Consider the following 242-nt stretch of genomic DNA (forward strand, 5'->3'; position numbering starts at 1 on the left):
CGCGCGATGTACCATTCGCCGTCGTTCGTGCAGACTTCCCGCTCGGTCGTCTTGAGCGACTCGAACGCCGCTGTTGCATCTGCGGTCAGTTCGGGATAATTCAGGCGATGGGTGAGGTCCAGCAGCGGACGGCCGACGTCCGTCGCGATCAGCTTGAAGATGCCGACCGCAGGTTCAGTGAAACGCTTGATGCGCATCTGCCGGTCGACGAAGATGGTCGCGATCCCCGTCGAAGCGATCAG

At 61.6% G+C, this 242-nt stretch carries 1 protein-coding gene; it reads right to left on the reverse strand.

The window, feature by feature from the left end:
* The coding region (locus tag SB822_RS60135; protein ID WP_410859516.1) for a PAS domain-containing protein at window positions 1-242 on the reverse strand (242 nt) is incomplete at both ends.

Origin of the sequence: Paraburkholderia sp. SIMBA_054 (assembly GCF_046534875.1) — a bacterium.
Taxonomy (GTDB): domain Bacteria; phylum Pseudomonadota; class Gammaproteobacteria; order Burkholderiales; family Burkholderiaceae; genus Paraburkholderia; species Paraburkholderia hospita.